This is a genomic window from Natronosporangium hydrolyticum (assembly GCF_016925615.1).
GTDB classification, from domain to species: domain Bacteria; phylum Actinomycetota; class Actinomycetes; order Mycobacteriales; family Micromonosporaceae; genus Natronosporangium; species Natronosporangium hydrolyticum.
Genome location: NZ_CP070499.1, coordinates 851,192 through 875,645 on the forward strand (window position 1 = coordinate 851,192; position 24,454 = coordinate 875,645).

General features: G+C 67.6%; 24 protein-coding genes and 3 tRNA genes. 26 read left to right on the forward strand and 1 reads right to left on the reverse strand.

Annotated features, from left to right (window positions below; translation table 11 throughout):
* Window positions 1–17: 17 nt before the first annotated feature.
* Window positions 18–527: a MarR family winged helix-turn-helix transcriptional regulator gene (locus JQS43_RS03855; protein ID WP_239677677.1), complete on the reverse strand. Its 510-nt coding sequence runs from the start codon at window positions 525–527 to the stop codon at window positions 18–20.
* A gap of 200 nt (window positions 528–727) precedes the next feature.
* Between JQS43_RS03855 and JQS43_RS03860 the strand changes: the two genes are divergently transcribed.
* From JQS43_RS03860 to rplW, 26 genes are all read left to right on the forward strand, one after another.
* Window positions 728–904, forward strand: a complete 177-nt coding sequence (locus JQS43_RS03860) for a hypothetical protein (protein WP_239677678.1) — start codon at window positions 728–730, stop codon at window positions 902–904.
* A gap of 140 nt (window positions 905–1,044) precedes the next feature.
* Window positions 1,045–3,498, forward strand: coding sequence for a putative bifunctional diguanylate cyclase/phosphodiesterase (locus tag JQS43_RS03865; protein WP_239677679.1), 2,454 nt, complete (start codon window positions 1,045–1,047; stop codon window positions 3,496–3,498).
* Window positions 3,499–3,556: 58 nt separating this feature from the next.
* Window positions 3,557–3,629: transfer RNA gene (locus JQS43_RS03870), tRNA-Thr, on the forward strand.
* An 11-nt stretch (window positions 3,630–3,640) separates the two neighbouring features.
* A tRNA-Met gene (locus JQS43_RS03875) sits at window positions 3,641–3,713 on the forward strand.
* A 50-nt stretch (window positions 3,714–3,763) separates the two neighbouring features.
* Window positions 3,764–3,931 carry a 50S ribosomal protein L33 gene (rpmG, locus tag JQS43_RS03880; protein ID WP_239677680.1) on the forward strand — a complete coding sequence of 56 codons (168 nt, stop codon included), beginning with the start codon at window positions 3,764–3,766 and terminating at the stop codon, window positions 3,929–3,931.
* An 11-nt stretch (window positions 3,932–3,942) separates the two neighbouring features.
* Window positions 3,943–4,392 (forward strand): MaoC family dehydratase N-terminal domain-containing protein, encoded by a 450-nt coding sequence (locus JQS43_RS03885; RefSeq protein WP_239677681.1) that lies wholly within the window; start codon window positions 3,943–3,945, stop codon window positions 4,390–4,392.
* Complete coding sequence (locus JQS43_RS03890; protein ID WP_420847648.1) at window positions 4,389–4,793, forward strand: MaoC family dehydratase; 405 nt, start codon at window positions 4,389–4,391, stop codon at window positions 4,791–4,793. The genes JQS43_RS03885 and JQS43_RS03890 overlap by 4 nt, the downstream gene beginning before the upstream one ends.
* Before the next feature lie 108 nt (window positions 4,794–4,901).
* Window positions 4,902–4,977 (forward strand) — tRNA-Trp (locus JQS43_RS03895).
* A gap of 144 nt (window positions 4,978–5,121) precedes the next feature.
* On the forward strand, window positions 5,122–5,436 hold the full coding sequence (gene secE / locus JQS43_RS03900; protein WP_239677682.1) for a preprotein translocase subunit SecE: 315 nt from the start codon (window positions 5,122–5,124) through the stop codon (window positions 5,434–5,436).
* 10 nt (window positions 5,437–5,446) lie between these two features.
* Window positions 5,447–6,262: a transcription termination/antitermination protein NusG gene (gene nusG / locus JQS43_RS03905; RefSeq protein WP_239677683.1), complete on the forward strand. Its 816-nt coding sequence runs from the start codon at window positions 5,447–5,449 to the stop codon at window positions 6,260–6,262.
* A 54-nt stretch (window positions 6,263–6,316) separates the two neighbouring features.
* Window positions 6,317–6,748: a 50S ribosomal protein L11 gene (gene rplK, locus JQS43_RS03910; RefSeq protein ID WP_239677684.1), complete on the forward strand. Its 432-nt coding sequence runs from the start codon at window positions 6,317–6,319 to the stop codon at window positions 6,746–6,748.
* Window positions 6,749–6,827: 79 nt separating this feature from the next.
* Entirely contained in the window at window positions 6,828–7,544 is a 717-nt protein-coding gene (gene rplA, locus JQS43_RS03915; RefSeq protein WP_239677685.1) for a 50S ribosomal protein L1, read from the forward strand.
* Between the two features lie 251 nt (window positions 7,545–7,795).
* Window positions 7,796–8,323, forward strand: coding sequence for a 50S ribosomal protein L10 (gene rplJ, locus JQS43_RS03920; protein ID WP_239677686.1), 528 nt, complete (start codon window positions 7,796–7,798; stop codon window positions 8,321–8,323).
* Between the two features lie 66 nt (window positions 8,324–8,389).
* Window positions 8,390–8,776, forward strand: coding sequence for a 50S ribosomal protein L7/L12 (gene rplL, locus JQS43_RS03925; RefSeq protein WP_239677687.1), 387 nt, complete (start codon window positions 8,390–8,392; stop codon window positions 8,774–8,776).
* 472 nt (window positions 8,777–9,248) lie between these two features.
* Window positions 9,249–12,635, forward strand: a complete 3,387-nt coding sequence (rpoB, locus tag JQS43_RS03930; protein WP_239677688.1) for a DNA-directed RNA polymerase subunit beta — start codon at window positions 9,249–9,251, stop codon at window positions 12,633–12,635.
* A 61-nt stretch (window positions 12,636–12,696) separates the two neighbouring features.
* Entirely contained in the window at window positions 12,697–16,584 is a 3,888-nt protein-coding gene (locus JQS43_RS03935) for a DNA-directed RNA polymerase subunit beta' (RefSeq protein ID WP_239677689.1), read from the forward strand.
* Window positions 16,585–16,626: 42 nt separating this feature from the next.
* On the forward strand, window positions 16,627–16,986 hold the full coding sequence (locus JQS43_RS03940; protein ID WP_239677690.1) for a hypothetical protein: 360 nt from the start codon (window positions 16,627–16,629) through the stop codon (window positions 16,984–16,986).
* Between the two features lie 119 nt (window positions 16,987–17,105).
* A complete protein-coding gene (locus JQS43_RS03945) occupies window positions 17,106–17,591 on the forward strand; it encodes a hypothetical protein (RefSeq protein ID WP_239677691.1) in 486 nt (161 codons plus the stop codon).
* Window positions 17,592–17,893: 302 nt separating this feature from the next.
* Window positions 17,894–18,268 carry a 30S ribosomal protein S12 gene (rpsL, locus tag JQS43_RS03950; RefSeq protein WP_239677692.1) on the forward strand — a complete coding sequence of 125 codons (375 nt, stop codon included), beginning with the start codon at window positions 17,894–17,896 and terminating at the stop codon, window positions 18,266–18,268.
* Between the two features lies 1 nt (window position 18,269).
* On the forward strand, window positions 18,270–18,740 hold the full coding sequence (rpsG, locus tag JQS43_RS03955; RefSeq protein ID WP_239677693.1) for a 30S ribosomal protein S7: 471 nt from the start codon (window positions 18,270–18,272) through the stop codon (window positions 18,738–18,740).
* Window positions 18,741–18,771: 31 nt separating this feature from the next.
* A complete protein-coding gene (fusA, locus tag JQS43_RS03960) occupies window positions 18,772–20,868 on the forward strand; it encodes an elongation factor G (RefSeq protein ID WP_275581014.1) in 2,097 nt (698 codons plus the stop codon).
* A 155-nt stretch (window positions 20,869–21,023) separates the two neighbouring features.
* Window positions 21,024–22,217, forward strand: a complete 1,194-nt coding sequence (tuf, locus tag JQS43_RS03965; protein WP_239677695.1) for an elongation factor Tu — start codon at window positions 21,024–21,026, stop codon at window positions 22,215–22,217.
* Window positions 22,218–22,521: 304 nt separating this feature from the next.
* Entirely contained in the window at window positions 22,522–22,830 is a 309-nt protein-coding gene (gene rpsJ, locus JQS43_RS03970; RefSeq protein ID WP_239677696.1) for a 30S ribosomal protein S10, read from the forward strand.
* Window positions 22,831–22,838: 8 nt separating this feature from the next.
* Window positions 22,839–23,489 carry a 50S ribosomal protein L3 gene (gene rplC, locus JQS43_RS03975; protein WP_239677697.1) on the forward strand — a complete coding sequence of 217 codons (651 nt, stop codon included), beginning with the start codon at window positions 22,839–22,841 and terminating at the stop codon, window positions 23,487–23,489.
* Window positions 23,486–24,142, forward strand: a complete 657-nt coding sequence (gene rplD, locus JQS43_RS03980) for a 50S ribosomal protein L4 (RefSeq protein WP_239677698.1) — start codon at window positions 23,486–23,488, stop codon at window positions 24,140–24,142. Before rplC ends, rplD begins: the two co-directional genes overlap by 4 nt.
* Window positions 24,142–24,444, forward strand: coding sequence for a 50S ribosomal protein L23 (gene rplW / locus JQS43_RS03985; RefSeq protein ID WP_239677699.1), 303 nt, complete (start codon window positions 24,142–24,144; stop codon window positions 24,442–24,444). The genes rplD and rplW overlap by 1 nt, the downstream gene beginning before the upstream one ends.
* The last annotated feature ends 10 nt before the right edge of the window (window positions 24,445–24,454 follow it).

Here is a 24,454-nt window from a genome sequence, read left to right on the forward strand (position 1 = left end):
CGCCTCCTTCTGGCCGATCATGATCGGTGGCCCGGCGGGCCGCCGCGGCGAACGGCGTGCGGTCGCCCCTGTTGCCGGAGCCGGTCGGCCTCCCGCTGGGTCGCCTCGGCGCGTTCTCGGACGAAGTCGCGGAGCAGTTGTAGCTGGCCGGCGGTGAGCGTACTGCCGGCCTCAGTGAGGTGGGCGGCCTGGCCGGCGAAGAGGCCGGCGACCGAGGCCTCGGCGGTGGGCTCCAGCGTCACGATCACCCGCCGCCGGTCGGCTGGGTCGGGGCGACGGGCGACGAAGCCCGCCTGTACCAGCCGGTCGATCATGCGGGTCACGGCGCCGGTGGTGAGCCCCAGTTCGGCCGCGAGTTCGCTGGCGGTGGCCCGGCGCCGCTCCCGTAGAGTGTCGACGCAGGTCAGGTCGGTGAGGGTCAAGCCGAGCTGGTCGGCGACCGCGTCGTAGTAGCGCACCGACTGGCGCAGCAGCCGCCGGACTCCTTGCACGAGCTCCGCCAGCAACTGGTCCTGACTGTCCGTCACACCAGCCATTCTTCCGCTGATCGGCCGCGTTCGGCCATCCATCGTGGCATTAGCCGTGGGAATTCGGGCGATCGAGCTGCCCTTAGCAGGCCACCTATCGGACGTTCGGATGAGGGCGGCAGATCCGGCTTTCGGTATGCCGAACGATGTGACACGATGGTCGATATCTTAGTGGGAGTAGGCCCGCGGAAGGAGATCTCATGCGCACACGCAATCTTGCACGGTGGGCCAGTCGGCTCGTGGCCGTCGCCGCGTTCGGGGCCGGTGCTACGTTGGTCGGTTCCTCGGCCCTCGCCGCCGGCGAGACCGCTGACGACGTCACCAGCACGGCGGGGAGTGAAGCGGTCTACGAGCCCAACGACTTCCGCTGGGAGTAAGCCGGCCACCGGCGCCGGTTCTTCGGCGCCGGTCGCCGATCCCGCCCGTGATCCGGTAGGAGGGGTGCTTGCCTGGATCGCACGCCGAGCCTAGCCGCTCTGGCCGTCGCGCTTGGGCACTGACGGCGCCGCTCGCGGTAATGGCGGTGCTCTGGGCCTTTGCTGCCCAGATCGGAGAGACCATTCCCGGTTGGGCCTGGCCACTCTCCATCCTGTTCCTGATTCTTTTCGTCGCAGCCGATCTCACGGTGTTCCGGGTGGAGGTCCGCCGGCACGCCGTGGGGGTGTCGGTTACCGATATCCCGTTGCTGCTCGCGCTCTTCTTCCTACCGCCGGTGCTGCTGGTGGCGGCCCGTGCCGTCGCCACGCTGTGCGTCATGGCCTCGCAGGGCCAGGCGAAGGTGAAGCTCTGGTTCAACGTGGCGTCGCTCGCCGCCGGCGCCGCGCTGGCGAGCTTGATCGTCCGAGCCGGATCCCCGTTGGATGGCCAGGACCCGCTCACCTGGCTGGTCCTGGCGGCAGCGGTGGCCGCAAACGTGCTGGTGACCCTCACCGCCGTACTCGGAGCGGTGAGCCTGGTCCAGGGGCGGATCGTCACCCGTGACTTCATGCGTACCGCCATTCCCGCGCTGCCGGTGGCCGCCCTCAACATCACCATCGGGATCGTGGTGCTGGTGCTGCTGCAGCAGGGTGCCTGGTCGCTGCTGCTGCTGGCGGTGGTGACCGGATTCCTGGTGATCTCGTACCGGTCGTACGTCCAGTCGGTGCGGCACAGCCGGTCGTTGAGTGAGATGTACGAGCTAACCCGGGTCGTCGCCGATACTCCCCATGACGGCACGTTGGCCGATGTCCTGCTCGGCCGGGTGCGAGAGATGCTCCAGGCCGAGTACGCGACCTTGTGGATCCCGGCGAGCGGGCGGCACCCTGAGGTGCTTCTCTCGGCAAAGGTCGACTACCGGGCGTTGTTGGACGTCTCGGACACGCCGGAGCCGATCCGGCAGCGGGCCTTCACGCACGGGGCGAGCGTGGCGGTCGGTCCTCGGCTCGGTGACGAGTCGCTGCGGCCGGTGCTCCGCCGGACCGGCACCAAGGATGTGATCGTGGTCCCGCTGCGGGCGGGCTCGGCGGTGATCGGCTGCCTAGAGGTGTCCGGCCGGATCGGCGACACCGCATTCTTCGGTCCGGCCGACGTCCGGTTGTTGGAGACGATCGCCGCGCACGCCGCGGTGGCGGTGGAGAATTCGCGGCTGGTCGAGCGGCTGCGCTTCGACGCGTACCACGACTCGCTCACCGGCCTGCCCAACCGGCGGCGGATCACCGACGCGTTGGGCGAGTCGATCTCGGGGCGTACCCCGGGGGAGATGGTGGCGGTGCTGCTGCTGGACGTCGGTGGGCTCCGGGATGTCAATGAGTCGCTCGGCCGGGCGGCCGGAGACCAGCTCCTGGTCGAGGTCGCACGCCGGCTGCGGGCGGCCGCTCCGTCGGCGGCGCTGGTGGGCCGGATCGGCGGGGACGCATTCGTGGTCACCCTGCCGATGGCCGATGAGGGTGCCGCGCTGTCACTCGCCGGCTCGCTGCGGCAGGAGCTGCGGGACCCGTTGACGGTCGGCTCGTTGACGCTCGACGTCGATGTCGCGGTCGGGGTGACCCTGCATCCGGAGCACGGCCCGGAGCCGAGCGTGCTGCTGCAGCGCGCTGACCTGGCGACCCAGGCGGCGAAGGGGCTGGTGGGCGGCGTGCAGCTGTTCAACAAGGCGTTGGAGTCCGGTTCGGCTCGGCGGCTGGGGCTGGCTGCGGATCTGCGCCAGGCGCTCGACGACGACGAGCTGGAGGTCTACTTCCAGCCGAAGGTCTCGATTCCGGATCGGCGGCTGGTCGGAGTGGAGTGCCTGGCCCGGTGGGAGCATCCGGGGCACGGCTCGGTGCCGCCGCCGGAGTTCGTGGCGGTCGCTGAGCACACCGGGTTACTCGGCCAGCTCACCGAGGCGGTGCTCACCGCGGGGCTGCGGCGGGCGCGGCAGTGGGCACAGGCCGGCCACCCGTTGCCGGTCGCGATCAATCTCTCTTCCCGGACCCTGATGGACCCGAGTTTCCCGGCGCGGGTCAGCGAGTTGTTGCGGGAGTACGAGGTCGATCCCGAGCTGCTGACTTTCGAGATCACCGAGGACGGCTCGGTGGGCGAGGCGGATCAGCCCTTGCCTACCCTGCATCAGCTCGCCGAGTTGGGCGTCCGGTTGTCGGTGGACGACTTCGGCACCGGCTACTCCTCGCTCTCCTATCTGAGTCGGCTGCCGGTCCACGAGGTCAAGATCGACCAGTCGTTCGTCCAGGGTATGGCGACCGACGCTGGCGATCTGGCGATCGTCCGGGCAGTGGTGGACCTGGCCCGGCACTTCGACCTCACGGTGGTCGCCGAGGGGGTGGAGAGCGAGCTGACGCTGAACCTGCTGGAGGAGATCGGCTGCGACATCGGCCAGGGGTTCCTCTTCAGCCGGCCACTGCCGTATGAGCGCCTGGAGGCGTGGTTCGCTGCGCAGACCGACGCCGAGCCGCACGCCGGGGGCCAAGTGCGACGCCTGCGTGCAGTGGGCTGAGGGGGGCGTGTACGCTAGGCTCTGCACGTCGCACCGGAGTGATCCGGTCAGTGACGTTGCCCCCTTAGCTCAGTCGGCAGAGCGTCTCCATGGTAAGGAGAAGGTCTACGGTTCGATTCCGTAAGGGGGCTCGCGAAAGCGAGGCGGTGTAGCTCAGGAGGTAGAGCAAACGGCTCATAATCGTTGTGTCGCCGGTTCGAGTCCGGCCACCGCTACCGCTACCGCCATCAGCCGGTAACCGCACAATCGCAAGGAGCGCTTCGCCGTGGCCAAGGCGACCGACGTCCGCCCCAAGATCACTATGGCGTGTGTGGACTGTAAAGAGCGAAACTACATCACCACCAAGAACCGCCGTAATGATCCGGACCGGATCGAAATCAAGAAATTCTGCCCCCGCTGCGGCAAGCACACCGGTCACCGCGAGACCCGCTGACGCGGCCTGCGATGCCCCTCAATCGCGCGTACGTTGGTCGTAGCTTTCCGCCGAGCGGGCCCTACCTGGTAGGGCGGGAGAAGATCCGCGAGTTCGCCTCCGCGATCGGCGCCGACGACCCGATCCATCATGATCCGGAGGCGGCCCGGGCGCGCGGGCACGCCGACGTGGTGGCGCCACCGACGTTTCCGATCGTGGCCGGCACCGCCGCGGCCGAGCAGCTCCAGACCGACTCTGAGCTGGGGCTCGATTACTCCAGGGTGGTGCACGGCGACCAGCGGTTCAGCTACGTCCGGCCGGTGGTGGCCGGTGACGAGTTGGTCAGCGTGCTCACCATCGAGGAGATCACCGAGCGGGCCGGGCACGAGTTCCTCAACACCCGGATCGAGTTGACCACCCCCGCAGGCGAGCCGGTGGTCACGCTCTGGCACAAGCTCGTCGTGCGAGGTGACGATTCGTGACCGGGCTGGTCGTCGGTGCGCAGTTGCCGGCTCACACCTTCACCGTGACCCGAGCCGACCTGGTCCGTTACGCCGGGGCTTCGGGTGATTTCAACCAGATTCACTGGAATGAACGGTTCGCTCGCGAGGTCGGGCTGCCCGGGGTGATCGCCCACGGCATGTTCACCATGGCGCTGGCTGGTCGTGCGGTGACCGCATGGGCGGGCGCCGCCGACGCGGTGCTCGATTTCGGGGTCCGGTTCGCCCGGCCGGTGCCGGTGCCCGACGACGACGCCGGGACCGAGGTGGTCGTCTCGGGGAAGGTCAAGTCGATCACGGACGATCGTGCGGAGCTGGAGCTCACCGCGGTCTGCCAGGGGCAGAAGGTGCTGGCGCAGGCTCGGGCCACGGTCCGGGCCTAACCCGACGGCGCCCGGTTCCGGCCCGTGTGGGCGCCCCGGTTGGGCCGGGGGCTCGGTTACCCGTACACTGGTCGCGCACGGCAGTGTGGATTCCGCACTGACGCACCTAGGGGTGTGGCGCAATTGGCAGCGCAACGGTCTCCAAAACCGTAGGTTGCAGGTTCGAGTCCTGTCACCCCTGCCACCGCGGGCGGCTGTCCGGCCGGGTCTTGAGGATCCGGGTCGGCGACCGGGCTGGCGGCGGTGATCGGTCATCCGTGACCGCCGATAGACCCACGCCGACGGGCCATCCGCCGAGGAAACCGACACCGCGAGGAAGAGGACTGAAGTGGCTAAGGGGAACCGACCAGGCGCAGGCGCCGCGGACGAGTTCGACGACGCCGCCGACAGCGGCCGCGACGGGTCGGGCAGCGGTGACGCTGCGGTCATCGAACGGCGCGGCGGTCCCCGATTTGGTTTCGGCCGGATCGGGCGGTTCGTCCGGGAAGTCGTGGCGGAGCTGCGTAAGGTTATCTGGCCGACTCGTAAAGAGCTGCTGACCTACGCGGTGGTGGTGGTCTTCTTCATCGCGGTGATGATGACGATCATCGCCGGCTTCGACTACGCGTTCGCCAGCGCCGTACAGTGGGTCTTTGGCCACTAGACGGGGATACATGTCAACGGAAGCGAAGTACGACGTGGTTGACTATGACGAGACCGGCCGGGCGGATCTGCCCGAGCCTGCTCTCGATGCCGACGACACCGGCGCGGAGCCGATCGCCGAAGCGGCGTCGGCGCCGCCCGATGGCGACCTGAGCGCCGTCGCGGCGGCGCCGGGCGATGAGCTGCCGGGCGATGAGCCGCCGGAGGAGGACGCGGCGGGCCCGGAGCCGGTGGCGGATCCCGCCGCCGCGCTGCGTGATCAGCTGCGGTTCGCGCCGGGCGATTGGTTCGTGGTGCACTCCTACGCTGGCTACGAAAACAAGGTCAAGACCAATCTTGAGACCCGGATCACCTCGCTCGACATGGAGGACCACATCTTCCAAGTCGAGGTTCCCACTCGGGAAGAGATCGAGGTCAAGAGCGGCAAGCGGACCCAGGTCCAAAACAAGGTTTTCCCCGGTTACATCCTGGTCCGGATGGAGCTGAGCCCCGAGTCATACTCCTGTGTGCGCAACACTCCGGGGGTGACCGGCTTCGTCGGTGCCACTGACCGCGCCGACCGGCCCGCGCCGCTCAGCCTCGACGAGGTGATCAAGTGGCTCGCTCCGGCGGCGGAGCCGACCACGCAGAAGAAGGCGCCGACCGAGGTGAAGGTCCTCGATTTCGAAGAGGGCGACTCGGTCACGGTGACCGATGGTGCCTTCGCGTCGCTGCCGGCCACGATCAGCGAGATCAACGTCGACCAGCAGAAGCTGAAGGTGCTGGTGTCGATCTTCGGTCGGGAGACGCCGGTCGAGCTCAACTTCAACCAGGTCGCGAAGATCTAATCCCGGCCAGGTACCATCGTTCGGTTATCGAGACCTCCGAGCCCAGGACCAGGAATGCCTCCGAAGAAGAAGCTCGTTACCACGTTCACGCTGCAGCTGCCGGCGGGGCAGGCGACACCGGCGCCGCCGGTGGGCCCGGCGCTTGGTCAGCACGGCCTGAACATCATGGAGTTCTGCAAGACCTACAACGCCCAGACCGAGTCCCAGCGCGGCGATGTGGTGCCCGCTGAGATCAGCGTCTTCGAGGACCGGACCTTCAGCTTCGTGCTGAAGACTCCGCCGGCGGCCCGGCTGTTGCTGAAGGCGGCCGGGATCGACAAGGGGTCCGGTGTGCCGCACCGGGACAAGGTCGGCTCGGTGAACCGCGCACAGCTGCGGGAGATCGCCGAGCGGAAGCAGGCCGACCTCAACGTCGAGGACCTCGACCAGGCCGAGAAGATCATCGCCGGCACTGCCCGGTCGATGGGGATCACCGTCAACGATTGACCCGACCTACCGGCCTTTTTCGACGGCCGGTCGTGGGAGGGCCCGAGCTGGGCCCGTCGCAACCACAGGAGACCTGAACATGAAGCGCAGCAAGAGTTACCGCAAGTCGGCCGAGTTGGTCGACCGGGACCGGCTCTACGGTCCGGTCGAGGCGATGGAGCTGGCCAAGCAGACCAGCCCGACCAAGTTCGACGCCACCGTGGAGGTGGCGATGCGGCTGGGGGTCGATCCGCGCAAGGCTGATCAGATGGTGCGCGGCACGGTCAACCTGCCACACGGCACCGGCAAGACCGTCCGGGTGGTGGTGTTCGCCGCGGGCGAGAAGGCGAACGAGGCGGTCGCCGCCGGCGCCGACGAGGTCGGCTCGGATGATCTGGTCGCCCGGATCCAGGAGGGCTGGCTGGACTTCGACGCCGCGATCGCGACGCCCGACCAGATGGCCAAGATCGGTCGGATCGCCCGGATCCTCGGTCCCCGGGGGCTGATGCCGAACCCGAAGACCGGCACCGTGACCATGGACGTCACGAAGGCGGTCAACGAGATCAAGGGCGGCAAGATCACCTTTCGGGTGGACAAGCACGCCAATCTGCACATGATCATCGGTAAGGCGTCGTTCTCCACCGACCAGCTGGTCGACAACTATGCCGCCGCGCTCGATGAGGTCCTGCGGCTGAAGCCGGCCGCGGCCAAGGGTCGTTACCTGAAGAAGGCGACCGTCAGCACCACCATGGGTCCCGGGATTCCGATCGACCCGAGTGCGACCAAGTTCCAGCAGGAGGCCCCGGTCGCCGCCTGACGCGGCGCCCGGCGTACTCTTGGCAGTTGCCCGGCGGCCGGTTGGCCGCCGGGTGGATCCACAACCACCCACAGACCGCTGGTTACCGGATGATCTCCGGTCGAAGGCCCCGGACGAGGGCGGCCCGCGCAGGATGGGGCGGATCGCGAGTCGGCGCTCTCTGCGCGCCCGTGCCCGCGCCGCGCCTTCTGCGCTGGCGCCCTCCCCTCCGTGACCGGACCGCCAGCGGCGGATACGGCAGAAGGAGGGGCATGGCGGTTCGGGAAGACAAGCAGACCGCCGTGGCCGAGCTGACCGACCAGTTCCGTAGCTCGACAGCGACTGTGCTGACCGAGTACCGCGGACTGACGGTTGCGGAGCTCAAGCAGCTCCGGCGGCAGCTCGGCGACGGCGCCGCGTACACCGTGGCGAAGAACACGCTGGCCAAGCGGGCGGCCACCGAGGCGGGCATCGACGGGCTGGAGGAGCTCTTCAAGGGGCCGACCGCGCTCGCGTTCGTCTCCGGCGACCCGGTCGAGGCCGCGAAGAGCATTCGGGATTTCGGCAAGGCGCACCCCGCTCTGATCATCAAGGGTGGCGTCTTTGAGGGCCAGACCATCTCGGCCGACGAAGTCCGTCGCCTCGCCGACCTGGAGTCGCGTGAGGTGCTGCTGGCCAAGCTGGCCGGGGCGATGAAGGCCAACCTGAGCAAGGCGGCGGCGCTGTTCCAGGCCCCGCTGAGCAAGACGGTCCGGTTGGCCGCCGCGCTGCAGGAGAAGCGGGAGCAGGGCGGCGAGTAGGCCGTTGCTGCGTCCCTACGACGCATTCCACCCACTACGGGCCGATCACGAGAGAGGAACGCCGAGATGGCGAAGCTGAGCACCGAGGAACTGCTGGACACCTTCAAGGAGATGACGCTGATCGAGCTCTCGGAGTTCGTGAAGCAGTTCGAGGAGACCTTCGACGTAACCGCCGCCGCGCCGGTGGCGGCGGTCGCCGCGGCCGCGCCGGGCGCGGCCGCCGAGGAGGCCGAGCCGGAGAAGGACGAGTTCGACGTCATCCTGGAGGCTGACGGCGGCAAGAAGATCCAGGTCATCAAGGTTGTCCGGGAGCTGACCGGGCTGGGCCTGAAGGAGGCCAAGGACCTGGTCGAGGCCGCTCCGAAGGCGGTTCTGGAGGCGGCGAACAAGGAGACCGCGGAGAAGGCCAAGGAGAAGCTGGAGGGCGAGGGCGCGAAGGTTACCGTCAAGTAACCTACCGTCGTTCGACCTCCCCGGCCCCGTCGATCCGCGCCGGAATTGCGGGTGATTCAGGCATGAATCACGCATTCCCATCCGGATCGGCGGGGCCGGGACCTTGACGGGGGGCAGGGTCGGAAGGCACGCTGAGTACAGCACCAGCGCGGACGCGCCGCTCGCGTCGGGCCGACCCGGTCCGGCGCTCGGCGATTTCGTCCGAGTCGGGGCCGAGGACACATGGAGAACTGTGCTGGGCGAGGGGGCTAGACAGCGGTTGGCCGAGCGGCTACACTGCTAGTTTGCGCTGCCTTCCGACTTAGTGCCTGCCTGGAATGTCCGATTCTACGGGATTCTGGGGCTTGTTCGTCGGGGCGTGCGCACGGCCGTAAAGCAGCACCGGTCCTCGGAAGGACGCATCTTGGCAGCTCGCCCCGTGGAAACTCGCCCTGCGAAGATCGATCAGTCATCGAACCTTACCTCGAGTGACATGCTTCCCCGCCGAATCTCCTTCGGGCGGATTACCGAGCACCTTGAGGTCCCTGATCTGCTCGCCATCCAGACCCAGTCCTTCGACTGGTTGGTCGGGAACGAGGCGTGGCAGTCGCGCACGGCTGACGATCAGTATGCCCGTTCCGGACTCGCAGAGATCCTGGAAGAGATCAGTCCTATCGAGGACTTCTCGGGCACGATGTCACTCTCCTTCTCCGCGCCCCGCTTCGACGAGGTGAAGGCCTCGATCGAGGAGTGCAAGGAGAAGGACCTCACCTATTGCGCACCGCTGTTCGTAACCGCGGAGTTCACCAACAACACCACCGGCGAGATCAAGAGCCAGACGGTGTTCATGGGTGACTTCCCGATGATGACCCCCAAGGGGACGTTCATCATCAACGGTACCGAGCGGGTGGTGGTATCCCAGCTCGTCCGGTCTCCGGGCGTCTACTTCGACAAGCAGCCAGACAAGACCTCGGATCGCGACCTGACCAGCGTCAAGGTGATCCCGAGCCGGGGTGCCTGGCTCGAGTTCGACATTGACAAGCGGGACACGGTCGGCGTCCGGATCGACCGGAAGCGTCGGCAGGCGGTCACCGTCCTGCTCAAGGCGATCGGCTGGTCGGCCGAGGCGATCCGGGAGCGGTTCGGCTGGTCCGAGCTGATGATGACCACCCTGGAAAAGGACCACATCACCAGCCAGGACGAAGCGCTGCTGGACATCTACCGGAAGCTGCGGCCGGGTGAGCCGCCGACCCGGGAGAACGCCCAGACTCTGCTGGAGAATCTGTTCTTCAACCCCAAGCGGTATGACGTCGCCAAAGTCGGGCGCTACAAGTTCAACAAGAAGCTCGCGCTCGAACTCCCGATCTCGACCGGGGTGCTGACCGAGGACGACATCGCCGCGACCGTCGAATATCTCTGCCGGCTGCACGGCGGCGAGGAGGGCTACGAGCCCGACGACATCGACCACTTCGGCAACCGGCGGCTGCGCACCGTCGGGGAGCTGATCCAGAACCAGGTTCGGGTCGGTCTCTCCCGGATGGAGCGGGTGGTCCGGGAGCGGATGACCACCCAGGACGTCGAGGCGATCACGCCGCAGACGCTGATCAACATCCGGCCGGTGGTCGCCGCGATCAAGGAGTTCTTCGGCACCTCGCAGCTGTCGCAGTTCATGGACCAGACCAACCCGCTGGCGGGGCTCACCCACCGGCGCCGGCTCTCGGCGCTCGGCCCGGGTGGTCTGTCCCGGGAGCGGGCCGGCTTCGAGGTCCGAGACGTCCACCCGTCGCACTACGGTCGGATGTGCCCGATCGAGACGCCGGAGGGGCCGAACATCGGTCTGATCGGCGCCCTGTCGACCTTCGCGCGGGTCAACCCGTTCGGGTTCATCGAGACCCCGTACCGGAAGGTCATCGACGGCACGGTCACCGACCAGATCGACTACCTGACCGCCGACGAGGAGGACCGGTTCGTCAAGGCGCAGGCCAACACTCCGCTGATGGCCGACGGCAGCTTCGCCACCGAGCGGGTGCTGGTTCGACGCAAGGGCGGTGAGGTCGACTTCGTGACGCCGGCGGCGGTGGACTACATGGACGTCTCGCCGCGACAGATGGTGTCGGTTGCTACCGCCATGATCCCGTTCCTGGAGCACGACGACGCCAACCGGGCGCTGATGGGCGCCAACATGCAGCGGCAGGCGGTGCCGTTGGTACGCGCCGAGGCGCCGCTGGTCGGGACGGGCATGGAGTACCGTGCCGCGGTCGACGCCGGCGACGTGGTGGTGGCCGAGGCGGCCGGGGTGGTCGAGGACACCTGCGCCGACTACGTCACGGTGCACCAGGACGACGGTCACCGCCGGACCTACCTGCTGCACAAGTTCCGGCGCTCCAACTCCGGCTCCTGCGTCAACCAGAAGCCGGTGGTTCCGGAGGGTGCCCGGGTCGAGGCCGGTGATGTCATCGCCGACGGCCCCTGCACCAGCGGGGGCGAGATGGCGCTCGGGCGTAACCTGCTGGTCTCGTTCATGTCCTGGGAGGGGCACAACTACGAGGACGCGATCATCCTCAGCCAGCGGCTGGTGCAGGAGGACGTCCTCACCTCGATCCACATCGAGAACCACGAGGTGGACGCCCGGGACACCAAGCTCGGGCCGGAGGAGATCACCCGGGACATCCCGAACGTCAGCGAGGAGACCCTCGCCGACCTCGACGAGCGGGGGATCATCCGGATCGGCGCCGAGGTGGTCCCCGGCGACATCCTGGTCGGCAAGGTCACCCCGAAGGGGGAGACCGAGCTGACCCCGGAGGAGCGGCTGCTGCGGGCGATCTTCGGGGAGAAGGCCCGGGAGGTCCGGGATACCTCGCTGAAGGTGCCGCACGGCGAGTCCGGCACGGTGATCGGCGTCCGCACCTTCTCGCGCGACGACGGTGACGAACTCTCGCCCGGCGTCAACGAGCTGGTGCGGGTCTACGTCGCCCAGAAGCGGAAGATCCAGGACGGCGACAAGCTCGCCGGTCGGCACGGCAACAAGGGCGTCATCGCGAAGATCCTGCCCGTGGAAGACATGCCCTTCCTGTCCGACGGCACCCCCGTCGACATCGTGCTCAACCCGCTCGGCGTGCCCGGCCGGATGAACATCGGCCAGGTCATGGAGACCCACCTGGGGTGGATCGCGAAGAGCGGTTGGCGGGTCGAGGGTGACGAGGCGGACTGGAAGCGGGCGCTGACGGCGATCTCCGCAGACGAGGCGCCGGCCGGCACCAATGTCGCCACCCCGGTCTTCGACGGGGTCCGCGAGGAGGAGATCGGTGGTCTGCTCGGGTCGACCCTGCCCAACCGGGACGGCGAGCGGATGGTCAACGAGGGTGGCAAGGCCCGGCTCTACGACGGTCGCTCCGGCGAGCCGTTGCCGGAGGCGATCGCGGTCGGCTACCTCTATGTCCTGAAGCTGAACCACCTCGTCGACGACAAGATCCACGCCCGTTCCACCGGGCCGTACTCGATGATCACCCAGCAGCCGTTGGGTGGTAAGGCGCAGTTCGGTGGTCAGCGCTTCGGGGAGATGGAGTGCTGGGCGATGCAGGCGTACGGAGCCGCGTACGCCCTGCAGGAGCTGCTCACCATCAAGTCCGACGACGTGCTGGGCCGGGTCAAGGTCTACGAGGCGATCGTCAAGGGCGAGAACATCCCCGACGCCGGCATCCCGGAGTCGTTCAAGGTGTTGCTCAAGGAGCTGCAGTCGCTGTGTCTCAACGTCGAGGTGCTCTCTAGCGACGGGGTAGCAGTCGAGCTGCGCGAGACCGACGACGAGGTGTTCCGGGCCGCCGAGGAGCTCGGTATCGACCTGTCCCGGCGGGAGCCGAGCAGCGTCGAGGAAGTCTGACCACGAGATTCGGAGAAGAACCACATCTTCTGCCCGACAGCAACTATGAAGGACGTAAGAAGTGCTTGACGTTAACTTCTTCGATGAGCTCCGGATCGGGTTGGCGACAGCCGACAGCATCCGGCAGTGGTCGCACGGTGAGGTAAAGAAGCCCGAGACGATCAACTACCGGACGCTCAAGCCCGAAAAGGACGGCTTGTTCTGCGAGAAGATCTTCGGTCCCACCCGGGACTGGGAGTGCTACTGCGGTAAATACAAGCGGGTCCGGTTCAAGGGCATCATCTGCGAGCGCTGCGGCGTGGAGGTGACCCGCGCCAAGGTGCGGCGGGAGCGGATGGGCCACATCGAGCTGGCGGCCGCGGTCACCCACATCTGGTATTTCAAGGGTGTCCCGAGCCGGCTCGGCTACCTGCTGGACCTGGCGCCGAAGGATCTCGAGAAGATCATCTACTTCGCCTCGTACGTGATCACCGGGGTGGACACCGAGGCTCGGCACCGTGACATCTCCACCCTCGAAAACGAGGTAGCCGCGGAGAAGCGGCAGGCTGAGAACGCGCGCGACGCCGAGGTGGAGAAGCGCGCCGCCAAGCTGGAGTCGGACCTGGCCGAGCTCGAGGCTGAGGGCGCCAAGGCCGACGTACGCCGGAAGGTCAAGGAGTCCGGCGACCGGGAGATGCGGCAGATCCGGGACAAGGCGCAGCGGGAGATCGACCGGCTGGAGGAGGTGCTCGACACCTTCCGCAAGCTGGAGCCGAAGCAGTTGGTCACCGACGAGCTGCTCTACCGGGAGCTGCGCGACCGGTTCGGCGAGTACTTCACCGGCGGCATGGGCGCTGAGGCGATCAAGGCGCTGCTGGAGCGGCTGGACCTCGACGCTGAGGCCGATGAGCTGCGGGAGGTGATCCGCTCCGGGAAGGGCCAGCGGAAGATCCGGGCGCTGAAGCGGCTGAAGGTGGTCGCGGCGTTCCTGAACACCCGCAACTCTCCGCTGGGGATGGTGCTGGACTGCGTGCCGGTGATCCCGCCGGAGCTGCGGCCGATGGTGCAGCTCGACGGTGGCCGGTTCGCCACCAGCGACCTCAACGACCTCTACCGTCGGGTGATCAACCGGAACAACCGGTTGAAGCGGTTGATGGACCTCGGGGCGCCCGAGATCATTGTCAACAACGAGAAGCGGATGCTGCAGGAGGCGGTCGACGCGCTCTTCGACAACGGCCGCCGCGGCCGGCCGGTCACCGGACCTGGTAACCGGCCGTTGAAGTCGCTCTCCGACATGCTCAAGGGTAAGCAGGGCCGGTTCCGGCAGAACCTGCTCGGCAAGCGGGTCGACTACTCCGGTCGTTCGGTGATCGTGGTCGGTCCGCAGCTGAAGCTGCACCAGTGCGGGCTGCCCAAGGGGATGGCGATCGAGCTGTTCAAGCCGTTCGTGATGAAGCGGCTGGTCGACCTGAACCACGCCCAGAACATCAAGTCCGCCAAGCGGATGGTGGAGCGGCAGCGGCCGGTCGTCTGGGACGTGCTGGAAGAGGTCATCGGGGAACACCCGGTGCTGCTCAACCGCGCACCCACCCTGCACCGGCTGGGGATCCAGGCGTTCGAACCGCAGCTGGTCGAGGGTAAGGCGATCCAGATCCACCCGCTGGTCTGTACCGCGTTCAACGCCGACTTCGACGGCGACCAGATGGCGGTGCACGTGCCGCTGTCGGCCGAGTCGCAGGCCGAGGCGCGGATTCTGATGCTCTCCAGCAACAACATCCTCAAGCCGGCCGACGGCAAGCCGGTGACCATGCCCACCCAGGACATGATCATCGGGCTGTACCACCTCACCCACGCCCGTCCGGGCACCGCGGGCGAGGGCCGGTCGTTCAGCTCCGACGGTGAGGCCCGGATGGCCTACGACTCGGGTGAACTCCACCTGCAGGCGCCGATTACGCTGCGGCTGCGGGGGATTACCGAGCTGGACCTGGGGAACGGCAAGTGGTCCGCGCCCGAGGGCTGGGAGCCCGGTGAGCCGCTGATCGTGGAGACCACCCTGGGGCGGGTGATCTTCAACGAGACGCTGCCCGAGGGTTACCGCTTCATCAACTACGAGGTACGCAAGAAGCAGCTCTCGGCGATCGTCAACGACCTCGCCGAGCGGTACCCGAAGGTGGCGCTCGCCGCCTCGCTGGACGCGCTAAAGGAGGCCGGTTTCCACTGGGCCACCTGGTCCGGGCTGACCATCGGCATGGGCGACGTCATCGCGCCGCCCGGCAAGACCGCCATCCTGGAGCGGTACGAGAAGGAAGCCGAGCGGATCGACAAGCAGTACCAGCGGGGTCTGATGACCGCCGAGGAGCGCCGCGGCGAGCTGATCGAGATCTGGACCCGGGCGACCAACGAGGTGGCCCAGGAGCTGGAGACCGCGCTACCCCAGGAGAACCCACTGTGGAAGATGATCCACTCTGGGGCCCGGGGTAACCTGCTGCAGCTGCGGCAGATCTCCGCGATCCGCGGGTTGGTCGCCAACCCGCGGGGTGAGATCATCCCGCGTCCGATCAAGTCCTCCTACCGGGAGGGGCTGACCGTGCTGGAGTACTTCATCTCCAGCCACGGTGCCCGGAAGGGTCTGGCGGACACCGCACTGCGGACCGCCGACTCCGGTTACCTCACCCGGCGGCTGGTCGACGTCTCCCAAGACGTCATCGTCCGCGAGGAGGACTGCGGCACCGACCGGTCGATCCCGATGCCGGTGGGGCAGCGGGACGCCGCCGATGCACCGGTGGTGGTGCACGAGTACGCCGAGACCGGCGCGCACGGGCGGACCATCGCCCAGGACGCGCTGGACGCCGACGGCAACGTGGTGGTGCCGCGTGGCACCGACATCAACACCATTGTGGTCCAGCAACTGGTCGACGCGGGGATCGCGGATGTCCGGGTTCGCAGCGTGCTGACCTGCGAGTCGAAGCTCGGGATCTGCGCCAAGTGCTACGGCCGGTCGTTGCCGACCGGCAAGCTGGTCGACGTCGGCGAGGCGGTAGGCATCATCGCCGCCCAGTCGATCGGTGAGCCGGGCACGCAGCTGACGATGCGGACCTTCCAGATCGGTGGCGTCGCGGGTGAGGACATCACCCAGGGTCTGCCTCGGGTCCAGGAGATCTTCGAGGCGCGGGTGCCGAAGGGCAAGGCGCCGATCGCGGAGACTCCGGGCCGGGTGCGGATCGAGGACGGCGACCGGATGCGGAAGATCATCATCGTGCCGGACGACGGCAGCGATGAGATCGTCCACGACAAGATCCCGAAGCGGGTTCGGCTGCGTTACCAGGACGGTGAGCACGTTCAGGTCGGCGAGAAGCTGACCGAGGGCACCATCGACCCGCACGAGCTGCTGCGGGTGATGGGGCCGCGGGCGGTCCAGGTCCACCTCACCAACGAGGTGCAGGAGGTCTACCGCTCGCAGGGTGTGCTGATCCACGACAAGCACATCGAGATCATCATCCGGCAGATGCTGAAGCGGGTGCAGGTGATCGACTCCGGCGCCACCGAGTTCTTGCCGGGTGTGCTGGTCGATCGGGCGATCTTCGAGGCGGAGAACCGGCGGCTGGTCTCCGAGGGCGGCGAGCCCGCGGCTGGCCGGCCGGTGCTGATGGGGATCACCAAGGCGTCGCTCGCCACCGAGTCGTGGCTCTCGGCGGCCTCCTTCCAGGAGACCACCCGGGTGCTGACGGACGCAGCGATCAATGCCCGCAGCGACTCGTTGATCGGCTTGAAGGAGAACGTCATCATCGGGAAGCTCATCCCGGCCGGCACCGGCATCAACCGGTACCGCAACATCCGGGTGGAGCCGACCGAGGAGGCCAAGTCGAAGGTCTACTCGATGACCAGCTACCCGGAGACGGATTACGGCTTCGGCCCGGCCGGTGGCCAGGCGGTGCCGTTGGACGACTTCGGATTCGGCTCCTACGGCTGACGAATCGCTTCCATCGGGACCCCGGTGTTATAGGCTCCGGCCATGACACCGGGGTCCCGGCTATCTATGGGGGTCGCTGCGCGCCATCCGGATGATCCCGAGCCGGTTCGCGCCAGCAAGGCCCGGGCGGTGTGGTGGCTCGGGCTGCTCGCGCTGCTCACCGGGCCGTTGATCGGCGGCGTGGTGCCGGCCACCGTCGCGCTTGTATTGGCCCGGCAGTTCCGGGCTCAGGCATATCCGGCCGAAGGTTTCCTTACCGGCGCCGCGGTGGTCCGTACCGGCGAACGGTTGGCCTGGACCGGCGTGCTGCTTGCTGGTGCGGCGCTCACCACCGCGATCCTGGTGGGCCTGTTCCAGGTCGCTGGGGGCGGAACCACCAACTACCCAGCGACTGTCGACTAACCCCGCCGCCGCCCCGCCCCTCCCTGCCGACCATGAGCGTGTTGACCGACACGCCGGGCGTTTCTGTCACCACGCTCATGATCGACCGGAACGGGGCGAGGGCGTGAGAGGATCGGAGCGTGCATCCGCAGCCACCCCCGCCGCCTAGCCCGCGGCGTCACCCGCCGCCGCCCCGGGATGCCGCCCGGGCGCCGACCCGCGTCGAGCCGTTGCCCGGCACACCGTTCGGGCTGGCCATCTACGGCGCGCCGCCGGCGAGCTCCGGCCCCGCGGTCGGCTCGCTGGTGGCGGGGATCGTCTCGGTGCTGGTCTCGTTGATCGTCGCTTGTTTCGGCGGCGTGGACGCGATCGCCGCCGCGGAGGGTGGGGCCACCGGGGTGGGGCTCCTGGTCGGGGGTGCCTTCGGGCTGCTCGCGGGGTTCCTGGGCGTCGCTGCGGTGGGGCTGGGGGTAGTCGCTATCCGGCAGACCCGCCCGGGCCGGGCGCCGGCGGGCGCGCCGGTGCGGGGGCGGCCGATGGCCGTGGCCGGTCTGGTCTGCGGTGGGGTCGGAGTGTTGATCGTGACCTGCTCGCTCGGCCTGGCATTGTTGGCGCTGCTGGCGTAACGTCGCCGGTGGCGGCCCAGGTGTTGGCGGGGTGGCCGGCCGGGTCAATCGACCAGCCGGCATCTGCTAGAGTTTGACAGGCTCGGGTGGCGGGCGTATTCTGATACGCCGTGCGCTCGGGGCAACCCGGGCGTGCCCTGCGCGCGTGCCCGTCGGGGACGTGATGTCTGCGAGGGCGCCGCCACACTCTTGAACCCGCTTAGGGCGAAAGTCGGTCGGCCATTCCTGGGCATGGGGCGACACGCCCGACCGCGGGGACCGACCAGGTAGACGTCAGCACTAGAAGGAGACTTGAGAGCCGGATGCCTACGATCCAGCAGCTGGTCCGCAAGGGCCGCGAGGCGAAGAAAGCCAAGTCGAAGACGCCCGCGCTGAAGGGGAGCCCGCAGCGGCGCGGGGTGTGCACGCGCGTCTACACCACCACCCCGAAAAAGCCGAACTCGGCGCTGCGTAAGGTCGCCCGGGTGAAGCTCAGCAGCCAGGTCGAGGTGACCGCGTACATCCCCGGGGTGGGTCACAACCTTCAAGAGCACTCGATCGTGCTGATCCGCGGAGGCCGGGTCCGTGACCTCCCGGGTGTGCGGTACAAGATTGTCCGCGGCTCGTTGGATACGCAGGGTGTCCGGAACCGCAAGCAGGCCCGTAGCCGCTACGGCGCGAAGAAGGAGAAGAGCTGACATGCCACGGAAGGGCCCCGCTCCCCGGAACCCGCTGACGCCGGATCCGGTCTACAGCTCCCTACTCGTGACCCAGCTGGTCAACAAGGTGCTCCTGAACGGCAAGCGGCAGCTCGCCGAGCGGATCGTCTACGACGCGCTCGCCGCCTGCCAGGAGAAGTCCGGCACCGACCCGGTGATCACGCTCAAGCGGGCGATGGACAACGTCAAGCCCACGCTGGAGGTGCGCAGCCGCCGGGTGGGTGGCGCGACTTACCAGGTTCCGGTCGAGGTTCGGGCCTCCCGGGCGACGACGCTGGGGCTGCGGTGGCTGGTGCAGTACTCGCGCGCCCGTCGGGAGAAGACCATGGTCGAGCGCCTCACAAATGAGCTGCTCGACGCGAGCAACGGCCTCGGTGCCGCCGTGAAGCGGCGCGAAGACACGCACAAGATGGCTGAGTCCAACCGGGCCTTCGCGCACTACCGCTGGTAGTGCGAGACCCACGAGAAGATTAGGTAGCACAGTGGCCGTCGCAGACGCCCTCGCCAGGGTACGCAACATCGGCATCATGGCTCACATCGATGCCGGTAAGACCACTACGACCGAGCGCATCCTCTATTACACGGGCATCACCTACAAGATTGGTGAGGTCCACGACGGCGCCGCCGTCATGGACTGGATGGCCCAGGAGCAGGAGCGCGGGATCACCATCACGTCCGCCGCCACCAAGTGTGAGTGGCGTGACCACACCGTCCAGATCATCGACACCCCTGGGCACGTCGACTTCACCGTCGAGGTGGAGCGATCGCTGCGGGTGCTCGACGGCGCGATCGCGGTCTACGACGGCGTCGCCGGGGTGGAGCCGCAGACCGAGCAGGTCTGGCGGCAGGCCGAAAAGTACGGCGTGCCGCGGATGTGCTTCGTCAACAAGCTCGACCGGACCGGCGCCGACTTCTACCGCTGCGTGTCGATGATGAGCGAGCGACTGGGCGCGACCCCGTTGGTGCTGCAGCTCCCGATCGGTGCCGAGTCGGACTTCGTCGGGGTGGTCGACCTGCTGGAGATGCGGGCGCTCACCTGGCGTGGTGACACCCAGAAGGGTGAGGAGTACGCGATCGAGGAGATCCCGGCCGATCTCGCCGAGCAGGCCGCGGCCTACCGGGAGCAGCTGGTGGAGACGATCGCCGAGGCCGACGACGAGGTGATGGAGAAGTACCTCGAGGGCGAGGAGATCGCGCTGCCCGAGCTTCGGGTAGCGATCCGGCGGGCGACCATCGCCAACAAGCTCAACCCGGTGCTGTGTGGCTCGGCGTTCAAGAACAAGGGCGTGCAGCCGATGCTGGACGCGGTGGTGGAGTTCCTGCCGTCGCCGCTGGACGTGCCGGCGATCGAGGGCACCGCGACCGACGGCGAGACGCCGCTGCAGCGTAAGCCCAGCACCACTGAGCCGTTCTCCGCGCTCGCGTTCAAGGTGCAGACCGACAAGCACCTGGGCAAGCTGACCTATGTCCGGGTCTACTCGGGCAAGATCGAATCCGGGTCGCAGGTGGTCAACTCCACCAAGGACCGCAAGGAGCGGGTCGGCAAGATCTACCAGATGCACGCCAACAAGCGCGAGGAGCGTAGCTCCGCGCACGCTGGTGAAATCATCGCGGTGCAGGGTCTGAAGCAGACCACCACTGGTGACACCCTCTGTGACCCGGCGAACCCGGTGATCCTGGAGTCGATGAGCTTCCCGGAGCCGGTCATCCAGGTGGCGATCGAGCCGAAGACCAAGTCGGACCAGGACAAGCTCTCGACCGCGATCCAGCGGCTCGCGGAGGAGGACCCGACTTTCCGGGTCGCCAACGACGAGGAGACTGGGCAGACGGTCATCGCCGGGATGGGCGAGCTGCACCTGGATATCCTGGTCGACCGGATGCGGCGCGAGTTCAACGTCGAGGCGAACATCGGCAAGCCGCAGGTCGCCTACCGGGAGACGATCCGACGCAAGGTCCCGAAGGTCGAGCACGTCCACAAGAAGCAGACCGGCGGTTCCGGCCAGTACGCGAAGGTGATCGTCAGCGTCGAGCCGATGCCGATGCAGTCGGACGGGCCGACGTACGAGTTCGCCAACCAGGTCACCGGTGGGCGGATCCCCAAGGAGTTCATCCCCTCGGTCGACGCGGGGGCGCAGGATGCCATGCAGTACGGCGTGTTGGCCGGGTACCCGTTGGTGGGGATTCGGCTGATTCTCCTCGACGGGCAGTACCACGAGGTCGACTCGTCCGAGATGGCGTTCAAGATCGCGGGTTCGATGGTGCTGAAGGAGGCCGCCCGGCAGGCGGATCCGGCGCTGCTTGAGCCGATGATGTCCGTTGAGGTCACCACTCCGGAGGAGAACATGGGTGACGTCATCGGGGACCTGAACTCTCGCCGGGGCACCATCCAGGCGATGGAGGAGCGTGGGGGGGCCCGCGTCGTCCGAGCCCTGGTGCCGCTCTCGGAGATGTTCGGCTATGTCGGGGATCTGCGTTCCAAAACGCAGGGCCGGGCGAGCTACAGCATGCACTTCGACTCCTACGCGGAGGTTCCGCAGAACGTCGCGAAGGAGATTATCGCGAAGGCGACGGGCGAATGAGCGCAGCGAATGAGCCCCAGCCGAGCAGCCGAGCGATCGCGAAGGCGACGGGCGAGTAGGACCAGACCGGTAGCCGAGCGGCTGCGTCTTCGCGGAAGACACCGGCGAGTAAAGCAAGCGACAACCAGTACGGAACCGTCCACAGGAGGACACCAGTGGCGAAGGCAAAGTTCGAGCGCTCTAAGCCGCACGTCAACATCGGTACCATCGGTCACATTGACCACGGCAAGACCACGTTGACCGCGGCGATCACCAAGGTCCTGCACGACAAGTCGCCGGACCTGAACCCGTACGTGCCATTCGACGAGATCGACAAGGCGCCCGAGGAGAAGGCTCGCGGCATCACGATCTCGATCATGCACGTCGAGTACACCACCGAGGCCCGGCACTACGCGCACGTCGACTGCCCGGGCCACGCCGACTACATCAAGAACATGATCACCGGTGCTGCGCAGATGGACGGCGCGATCCTGGTGGTCTCGGCGACCGACGGCCCGATGCCGCAGACCAAGGAGCACGTGCTGCTGGCGCGGCAGGTCGGCGTGCCGTACATCGTGGTTGCGCTGAACAAGGCCGACATGGTCGACGACGAGGAGCTGCTGGACCTGGTCGAGCTTGAGGTTCGGGAGCTGCTGACCAGCTACGAGTTCCCCGGCGACGACGTGCCGGTGGTTCGGGTCTCCGCGCTGAAGGCGCTCGAGGGCGACGCTCAGGCGGGCGACCAGATCATGGAGCTGATGTCCGCCTGCGACAGCTCGATCCCGGAGCCGGAGCGGGAGATCGACAAGCCGTTCCTGATGCCGATCGAGGACGTCTTCACCATCACCGGGCGGGGCACCGTGATCACCGGCCGGGTCGAGCGGGGTCTGCTCAAGCCGATGGAGGAAGTCGAGATCGTCGGCATCAAGGAAAAGGGCATCAAGACCACCGTCACCAGCATCGAGATGTTCCGCAAGGTTCTCGAGGACGCGCGCGCCGGCGAGAACTGTGGCCTGCTGCTGCGGGGCACCAAGCGGGACGAGGTCGAGCGGGGCATGGTGGTCATCAAGCCCGGGACCACCACGCCGCACACCGAGTTCGAGGCGACCGTGTACATCCTCTCCAAGGACGAGGGCGGGCGGCACACGCCGTTCTTCCAGAACTACCGGCCGCAGTTCTACTTCCGGACCACTGACGTGACCGGGGTGGTGACCCTCCCCGAGGGCACCGAGATGGTGATGCCCGGTGACAACACCGAGATGAACGTCAAGCTGATCCAGCCCATCGCGATGGAGGAGGGGCTGCGCTTCGCGATCCGCGAGGGCGGCCGTACCGTCGGGGCCGGCCGGGTCACGAAGATCCTCAAGTAACACCAAAACCGGGGTGGCGCTCAGCGCCACCCCGGTTTTACAACGCCGTGACTGTGCGGCATAATAGAACGTTGGGTCGGCACCCAGTCAGGCGACTGGTGCGCCACGGGTGCCAACCGGCGCAGCGGTCTACGGCCGCGGGTTCGCCGGGTGCCCAGACTCCACGTCCGACACGATGACCGGCCGGGCCGGGTGGTCAACGCCGCTCCGCGGCTGCGACACACCCGACCGCGGGTGGCGGGCGACCGAGGCAGCACGGTCACAGCGGGAACACGTACCAGCGGGACACGACGTAAGGACAGCGATGGCGGGACAGAAGATCCGCATCAGGCTCAAAGCCTACGACCATGAGGTCGTCGACTCCTCGGCACAGAAGATCGTGGAGACGGTGACGCGGACCGGTGCGCACGTCGCCGGCCCGGTGCCGCTGCCCACGGAGATCAACCGTTTCTGCGTGATCCGCTCGCCTCACAAGTACAAGGACTCGCGCGAGCACTTTGAGATGCGCACGCACAAGCGACTGATCGACATCATCGACCCGACACCGAAGACAGTCGACTCGCTGATGCGGCTGGATCTGCCGGCTGGCGTCGACATCGAGATCAAGCTGTGAGGGACACAATGGACCGGCAAGTCAAGGGCATTCTGGGCGTCAAGCTCGGCATGACCCAGGTCTGGGAGAACAACCGGGTGGTCCCGGTCACCGTCGTACAGGCCGGGCCGTGCGTGGTGACTCAGGTGCGGACCCCGGACAAGGACGGCTACCAGGCGGTCCAGTTGGCGTACGGTGCGGTCAACCCCAAGCGGGTGAACCGGCCCGAGACCGGCCACTTCCAGAAGGCTGGAGTGGCCCCGCGCCGGCACCTGGTGGAGCTGAAGACCGCTGACGCCAGCGAGTACACGCTCGGCCAGGAGGTGACGGCGGAGACCTTTACCGCCGGCGACTTCATCGACGTCACCGGGCAGACCAAGGGCAAGGGTTTCGCGGGTGTGATGAAGCGCCACGGCTTCCACGGCCTGCGCGCGTCGCACGGTGTCGAGCGGAAGCATCGCTCACCCGGCGCGATCGGTGGCTGCGCCACCCCGGCCCGGGTGTTCAAGGGCACCCGGATGGCCGGTCGGATGGGCGGCGTCCGCTTCACCGCGCAGAACCTCACCGTGCAGTCGATCGACCCGGACCAGCACCTGGTGCTGATCAAGGGTGCGCTGCCGGGTCCGCGTGGTGGCCTGGTGCTGATCCGCTCCGCGGCCAAGAAGGGGGCGAAGGCATGAGCTCGGTGGATGTGCTGAACCTCGAGGGTGAGAAGTCCGGCTCGGTGGACCTGCCGGGCGAGGTCTTCGACGTGCAGTCGAACATCCCGCTGATGCACCAGGTCGTGGTCGCCCAGCTGGCCGCTGCCCGGCAGGGCACGCACAAGGCGAAGACCCGCGGCGAGGTTCGCGGCGGTGGCGCCAAGCCGTGGCGCCAGAAGGGCACCGGCCGGGCCCGGCAGGGTTCCCGGCGGGCGCCGCAGTGGCGCGGTGGCGGCATCGTGCACGGTCCCGTCCCGCGCGACTACAGCCAGCGGACGCCGAAGAAGATGAAGGCGGCTGCGCTGCGAGGCGCCCTGTCGGACCGGGCCCGCAACGAACGACTGCACGTGGTCGAGAGCTTCGTCTCCGGGGACGCCCCGTCGACCAAGTCGGCGTTGGCGCTGCTCGGCAAGGTCAGCACCGCTAAGCGGGTGCTGGTGGTGCTCGGTCGCGACGACCGGGTCAACTGGTTGTCCCTGCGCAACGAGCCGCGGGTACACCTGCTCGACCCGGGCCAGCTGAACACGTACGACGTGCTGGTGGCCGACGATGTCGTCTTCACCGCCGAGGCGCTGCGGCAGTTCCTCGGTGACGACGCGTCGTCCACGCCGGACGGGGAGGGGGACCAGTAGTGGCTACCATCGCCGACCCGCGCGACATCATCGTCGCGCCGGTCATCTCCGAGAAGAGCTACGGCCTGCTGGACCAGAACTGGTACACCTTCCTGGTTCGGCCGGACGCCAACAAGACCGCAATCAAGATCGCCATTGAGCAGATCTTCGACGTCCGAGTGATCACGGTCAACACGAGCAACCGCCAGGGCAAGCGCAAGCGGACCCGGCACGGCTGGGGAAAGCGTAAGGACACCAAGCGCGCCCTGGTCAAGCTCGCCGATGGCGACCGGATCGAGGCGTTCGGCGGACCGGTGAGCTGAGGAGCGTATC